Source organism: Aliiroseovarius sp. B-4 (genome assembly GCF_056857795.1).
In genome coordinates this window covers 1-5,749 of record NZ_JBSXNV010000028.1, presented here as the reverse complement: position 1 = coordinate 5,749, position 5,749 = coordinate 1, and the positions used below count along the sequence as shown (strand labels likewise).

The 5,749-nt window shown below is 57.8% G+C and carries 4 protein-coding genes and 3 pseudogenes; 2 read left to right on the top strand and 5 right to left on the bottom strand.

What is annotated here, in order from left to right:
• Nucleotides 1–134 precede the first annotated feature (134 nt).
• The 3 genes and pseudogenes from AC13C8_RS03195 to AC13C8_RS03185 all read right to left on the bottom strand — a co-directional run.
• A pseudogene (locus tag AC13C8_RS03195) lies at nt 135–776 on the bottom strand (ArdC family protein); the annotation flags it as partial.
• 40 nt (nt 777–816) lie between these two features.
• Nucleotides 817–1,287: a hypothetical protein gene (locus tag AC13C8_RS03190; RefSeq protein ID WP_482846346.1), complete on the bottom strand. Its 471-nt coding sequence runs from the start codon at nt 1,285–1,287 to the stop codon at nt 817–819.
• 555 nt (nt 1,288–1,842) lie between these two features.
• Nucleotides 1,843–2,793: pseudogene (locus AC13C8_RS03185) on the bottom strand (IS110 family RNA-guided transposase); the annotation flags it as partial.
• A 510-nt stretch (nt 2,794–3,303) separates the two neighbouring features.
• Between AC13C8_RS03185 and AC13C8_RS03180 the strand changes: the two are divergent.
• Both AC13C8_RS03180 and AC13C8_RS03175 read left to right on the top strand, forming a co-directional pair.
• Nucleotides 3,304–3,654: an MbcA/ParS/Xre antitoxin family protein gene (locus tag AC13C8_RS03180; RefSeq protein ID WP_111733975.1), complete on the top strand. Its 351-nt coding sequence runs from the start codon at nt 3,304–3,306 to the stop codon at nt 3,652–3,654.
• Complete coding sequence (locus AC13C8_RS03175) at nt 3,654–4,166, top strand: RES family NAD+ phosphorylase (RefSeq protein ID WP_111733977.1); 513 nt, start codon at nt 3,654–3,656, stop codon at nt 4,164–4,166. The genes AC13C8_RS03180 and AC13C8_RS03175 overlap by 1 nt, the downstream gene beginning before the upstream one ends.
• Nucleotides 4,167–4,228: 62 nt before the next feature.
• Here AC13C8_RS03175 and AC13C8_RS03170 read toward each other — a convergent pair whose 3' ends face one another.
• Together AC13C8_RS03170 and repC are read right to left on the bottom strand one after the other, a co-directional pair.
• Nucleotides 4,229–5,323, bottom strand: a complete 1,095-nt coding sequence (locus tag AC13C8_RS03170; protein WP_482846345.1) for a Fic family protein — start codon at nt 5,321–5,323, stop codon at nt 4,229–4,231.
• Nucleotides 5,324–5,468: 145 nt separating this feature from the next.
• Nucleotides 5,469–5,606 (bottom strand): annotated as a pseudogene (gene repC, locus AC13C8_RS03165) (replication initiation protein RepC); the annotation flags it as partial.
• Between the last annotated feature and the right edge of the window lie 143 nt (nt 5,607–5,749).

Here is a 5,749-nt window from a genome sequence, read left to right as displayed (position 1 = left end):
TGGACGATATCGACCGGGTGACGAGCTGCTGGCATTCCTCGAAGCGCTCTGAATTATGCCGACACACCGCGCCGGTCTTCTCGCAGCACTTAAGGGTGTGAGGATCGGCGCGGCATAATCCGAACATCGGCATTATGGGCGAGCTCATGCGCCCAGACCCCGTAAAAGTTCCGCGGGTTCTCGAACCTGGAAATGGATGGCATGAACACCTTATCCACGGGCGGCAGGTAGTAGGCTTCCGTCCCGGTAAAGACGGTTGTGATGTCGATGGCATCGAAAAACGCCTGCATGTGCGGGATGGGCTCGGACGGAGGATGCTCGGGCACGGGCTCCGGGTCGGGGAAGAAGCTGTCGGGCAAGCCCTCGATCTGGCAGGCGTTGAACACGCGGTAGGATTTCTGGAAGCGGAAGATACGGGCTTCCTCGGAGTGATCATCGCCGTCGCTGCGGTCGTCCTCGCCGCCCGCGTCTTTCCGGCTTTGACCGTAATAAACGACGACAGAGGACTTCTCGCCCTTGCGGACCTTTGCGTCCAACGCATTGGCCTGCGGCAGCGTCATCCAGAAGGGCGAGCTGTGGCCCGCCATCACGGTGCGCATCGTCAGCAGGAAGTTGTTCACTCCCTGGTAGGGTTCTCCGCCCACGCGCAGGGGACGAGAGCTACCACCTGCGGTCCAGGGCTTGCGCCACGGCAGAACACCGCGCTCGATGATGCGGATGATTTCGTTTGTGATGGCCTCGGAGGCATCGAATTTGGGCGTGCGGGATCGGGCCATGGCTGGCCTCCTTTCGAGTTTTGGTGAGAGTAAGTGGTGATCAGGCTGACTGATGGGACCGCGGATCATTGAGGATCCTCGCGCCGAGCCGTTCGACCATGTCGATGTAGTCGGTCAGCGAGACGGGCCTGTCAGGGCCCGAGGGTTCAGGGTCGTCCGATCCGTCCCGCGTCACCCGCGGCAGGTTCGCGAAAGCGATGGCATCGCTGACGGGTCGGATATCGATGAACGTCGTTCCGCGTGCGACCACAAGAGCGGCCAAGGGAAAGCGCTCGATCGGCGCGAAGGTCGACACGGTGGTCCAACCGAGATGGATGAATGTCCCGCCCTTTCCGCAGATTACATGGGCATTCGGCAATGTCGCCGCCTGCCTAAGATAGCCGAGATCACGCAGGACGGCCTGGCATTCGAGCCGCTGTGCCAACAATGTCTGGCCGGTTCGGCGCAGCTCTCGATGCCGCCACCACGAGGCAGCGGTCGCGCGTAACACGCGCAAGACACCTGTTTGCATGGGAATGCCCTTCATCAGGAACGGCAGACCGGAACCCGGCCCGGACCCATCTGAGGGACTCCAAAGGCCCTCATCCGTCAGTCACTAAACCCGAAGGACACTTCCGTAATGGGGCGGATCATTGTCAAGGGTTTCCGGCAAGCCAAGAATTCCGGCGAACATTTCTTTCTTCACCGGGTTTAAAACACAAAATCAAAAGCTTACTTTTTCTTTTTCACTGCAACGGCACTTCAGGACCGAGGGCTCCCCCTGCCCGGGCTTCGCTCTTCCGTCCGTAGTCAGCCTCAAAGCTGCCACTCTATGCCTGGTTCAAATCTGGTCCTGGGTGCCCATCTTTCACGCGCATTCAACAGGTGTTGATAGCCAGTGTCCTTACGGCATCTCCAGGAACCTCGTCCCGAAAAGGGACCTCTGCGTACCTGTTGTCAGTTGCAGTTCATGCCTCCGTTACGAAAAATCCTTGATGCGTGTCGCTTAGGCCGTCGGGCCCGGGTTCAGCGTGAAGCGAAACGGCGAACCGTCCATCCACATGCGATGCAAAATGACGCCAATTCAGCGCGCGAGCGCAATCAGGGCCCGTTTCGATCCACGCCTGTGCGCCACTCTGAGTGCCCAGGCCTGCAACCAGTTCGGTGCTGCGCGGTGCATCAAGATCGTCGCGGCCTGATACAACGCCGATCGCAATCCTCGATCACCCGCTCGTGTAATCTGCCCGACAATGTCCATCTCTCCGGATTGAGTGCGCCTCGGCGTCAGCCCGACCCAAGGACCGATATCCCTTGATTTCGCGAAGCGGGCCGGGTCATCAATCGCGGATCTTACGGTCAAAGCAACAATTGGGCCAACACCGGGCATTGTCATCATGAGACGGCAAACATCGTCATGTTCCGCCAACCCCACGACCTTTTCATCCAGGCTGGCCAGCTCTGTCCTCAGCTGCCCCCGAGCCCGCAGAAGGGCCAACGCCGAGGCGGACAAGATGTCATTGTCGGCAACCAGCTCCCTCACCCGGGCCTCGTACCTTACCCGGGTGACATGCCCAAGCTTCAGGCCGAAGTTCCTGAGCACTCCCCTCATCGAGAGTTCGATGTTGATGATCGCCTGCTGAATAGACTTGCGCGCCGACAGCAACGCGCGAATTTCCTGGGAGGACACGGATTTGCGGTGCACGGGCCTGTACCAACCCATTTGCAACAATCGAGCAATTCCCTGGGCATCGCGCCTATCGGTCTTGATAGGCATGGCTTTCAAGGCGGCCTTCACCAATCGCGTTTCCATCAAGACCACGTCAAATCCGGCCTCTTCGATGCCCTTGCTCAGCCATTGGGACAGTGGTCCGGCTTCGAGCCCGATCGCGTCGACCGCGTACGGCAATGACGCCATCGCACGCACCAGCGCTTCAGGCTCGCTGGCTGCCTCCAACTCCTCAACAACCTTCCCTTGCGGCCCCAGCACACAAATCGCCGTGCTTGCCAGAGATACATCCAATCCGATAAATACATTCATGTCGTTGCCCTTCTATTCTTAGGAATTGAGGCGCATGGAAACATACGACCTCGTAGACGCGCTGCAGGCGCATCAAGGGCAACGGCACTTCAGATCATGCTGACAAACAAGCGAAACGTGCTCGATTCGCCGAAAGCCCCATTACGGCATCTTTAACTTTCCAACCGCCAACCGGACCGCGGAAACTGACAAGGGTCCGACACCACCGCGGTTCCCAAGGACTTCATGCAGTCAGTGCCGGTTGGGGTCCAAGATCGGCAAGGTATATCGGCAACCCCAGCCCGACCGCAGCAGTCTTTGGCATATTATCAATAACTTATCTGATGTTCTCGATCGGCGAAAAACGCACCTACTGCGACTTTTCAGGCCCAAAAATCAGGATTTCCGGCGTTCAGCGCAATGCAGCGTTACGGATTAGCATTGGAAACGAAGGCACAGCGCCTCCTGACAGCTTGAAATTCAGCAATATTGTCGCTATATACCGTCAGTATCACTGTAGGAGCATAGATCATGCACATCACGAACTTTGCTGAAGCTGGGCAATTCGAACCGCGCAAGATTGCCGCGGTGCTACGCACGTCAGCAGAAGAGATCGCATTGACCGTCGGCTTGGGCAAAGACGCGTTGCAGAGGCGAACCCGCATCGGTTCGGACAAGACGCAGCGCCGCCTGCGCGAATTGGTAGAGGTGCTGAACAAAGTCGAGCCCCGCTTCGGCTCGGAACTGATGGCCTATGCATGGTACCGGTCAGAGCCCCTGCCCGGTTTTGATGGCCGGACAGCCATGCAGCTGGTGCAGGAAGGCAAAGCTCAGCAAGTTCTGGATTACATCGATGCGGTCGATGCGGGCATCTTTGCCTGATGCCGCTGAAAGATGGGCGCTACACAGGGCCACTCTATCGCGCCCTGAACCCGGTCTATGCGCGTGAACCTCTGTCCGGACGAGGCGCTGAACTCTATGGAGGGCGCTTTAACGCCAAGGGCACCCCTGCCCTCTACACCTCGCTGGATCCCGCGACCGCTCTTAGAGAAGCCAACCAGGTCGGCAGCCTGCAACCCACGATCCTGGTGTCCTACAAGGCCGACCTTGGGCCTATTTTCGATACCCGCTATCAGGACGGACTTGACCGGTATGGCGCGACCGAGGCGATGCTTGCCGATCCTGCATGGCGCATGAAGATGCTCGATGGTGAATCGGTTCCGACACAGGATTTTGCACGCGCCCTCATGGCGGATCGGTTTGCGGGGATTCTGATCCAAAGTTTTGCGAAGGGCGCTTTGTCATCGGACTTCAACATCGTGTTGTGGGCTTGGACTGGCAATAAGGGTTCTTTGGACGTCGTGGATGACGAAGAGCGGCTGTCGCGAATGTGAGGTGATCGGCTGACATTTTCACGGGGTGCACTTTTCGCATACCGCGCCTGTGACAAGCCTCTTTACGCCGCTGTCAGGGAATAGCTGGTGCTACGTCCACCAGCGTCATCTTTCTCAAGTGCTCCCAAATCGATCAGGTCGAGGATGTCGCGATATGCGGTGTCTTGTGAGCACTTCTCGATCTTCGCATATTTCGACGTCGTGAGTTTTCCTTCGAACCCATCGAGGAGGCGGTTAAGCATGTCCCGTTGGCGGTCGTTTATGTTGGCCGTTCCGTATTTCTCCCAGAACCGCGCCTTTTGAAACACGGCCTCCAGAATGATCTCTGCGCCATCAAAAGCACGGTCGAGGCAATTGAGGAACCAATTGAGCCAGGCGGTGACATCAAGCCCGCCCTTCTGCGTCGTCTCGAGCATATCATAATAGGCGCTCCGCTCCTGCCGGATTTGGGTCGACATGCTGTAAAACCGCTGTGAACTGCGTTCGGATCGCGCCAACGCCATATCCGCGATCGCACGCGCAATGCGCCCGTTGCCATCGTCAAAGGGGTGGATCGTGACGAACCACAGATGTGCAATTGCGGCATGAACAACTGGATCCGAGTCTGGGGCCTGATTGAACCAGGCCAAAAACTGCCCCATCTCAGTATCAAGCCGCGCTGCTCCCGGCGCCTCAAAATGCACGCGTTCGCGACCCATAGGCCCTGAAACAACCTCCATAGGGCCGATCCGCCACTGCCCCACGGTGATCCGGGTCATTCCGCTTCGCCCCGTCGGAAAAAGGGCGGCATGCCAGCCGAACAATCGCTCTGCGTCCAGGGGTTGATCATACGCTTGGGTCGCGTCCAGCATCATCTCGACGACCCCATCGACATGGCGATCAGACGGGATCAGCCCGCCAATCTCCAACCCCAGCCGTTTTGCGATAGACGACCGAACCTGATCCTTGTCGAGCGTCTCGCCTTCGATCTCGCTGCTCTTGACGACATCACTGGTGAGAGTTCGCAACATCGCCTCGTTGCGAAGATCAAAGCCAAGGCCCTCCATGCGTCCCAAGAGCTTGCCTTGTCGGTGGCGGACAGCGGCAAGTTGTGATGACAGCTTGGCCTTGTCCCAGGTAAACCGCGGCCAATCAGTGAGCTCGTGAATGTAGGTCATATTTTACGCACTCCTTGCGGAGATTATACCGGGCAATCTCCGCAAGACAACAGTATTCGCCGCGCAATATGCGGAGAAAACTGGCGCCAATCTCCGCGGACCCCTCTGGACCTCTGAATGCAGGAGAAACTGCTGCCCCATCCCATCATGCCGCCTGCCCGCTCAACCGGCCATAGAAACTGCGCTCGAGATGCAGCTCCCCTGCCCCAGCTTTCTGGACAATTCCACGCAGATATCCACCAGGAGATGCGACTTCGCCTGCACAATGCTTTTCGAACGTGAGAACTGTCTGACGTCAGCGCTTTTGGGACAGATTTGAGGAGTTGAACAACGGAGGATTTCTGGTTCATCGTAACCTTCATGGAGTGAAGATGAACAAGAAATCCGGAAGCAGCAAAGCGTCTGCAGATAAATTGGTAAAGAACA

Coding starts and splice junctions, on each gene's coding strand:
- AC13C8_RS03190 (WP_482846346.1), bottom strand. CDS start 1,287: ATGCAAACAGGTGTCTTGCGCGTGTTACGCGCGACCGCTGCCTCGTGG.
- AC13C8_RS03180 (WP_111733975.1), top strand. CDS start 3,304: ATGCACATCACGAACTTTGCTGAAGCTGGGCAATTCGAACCGCGCAAG.
- AC13C8_RS03170 (WP_482846345.1), bottom strand. CDS start 5,323: ATGACCTACATTCACGAGCTCACTGATTGGCCGCGGTTTACCTGGGAC.
- AC13C8_RS03175 (WP_111733977.1), top strand. CDS start 3,654: ATGCCGCTGAAAGATGGGCGCTACACAGGGCCACTCTATCGCGCCCTG.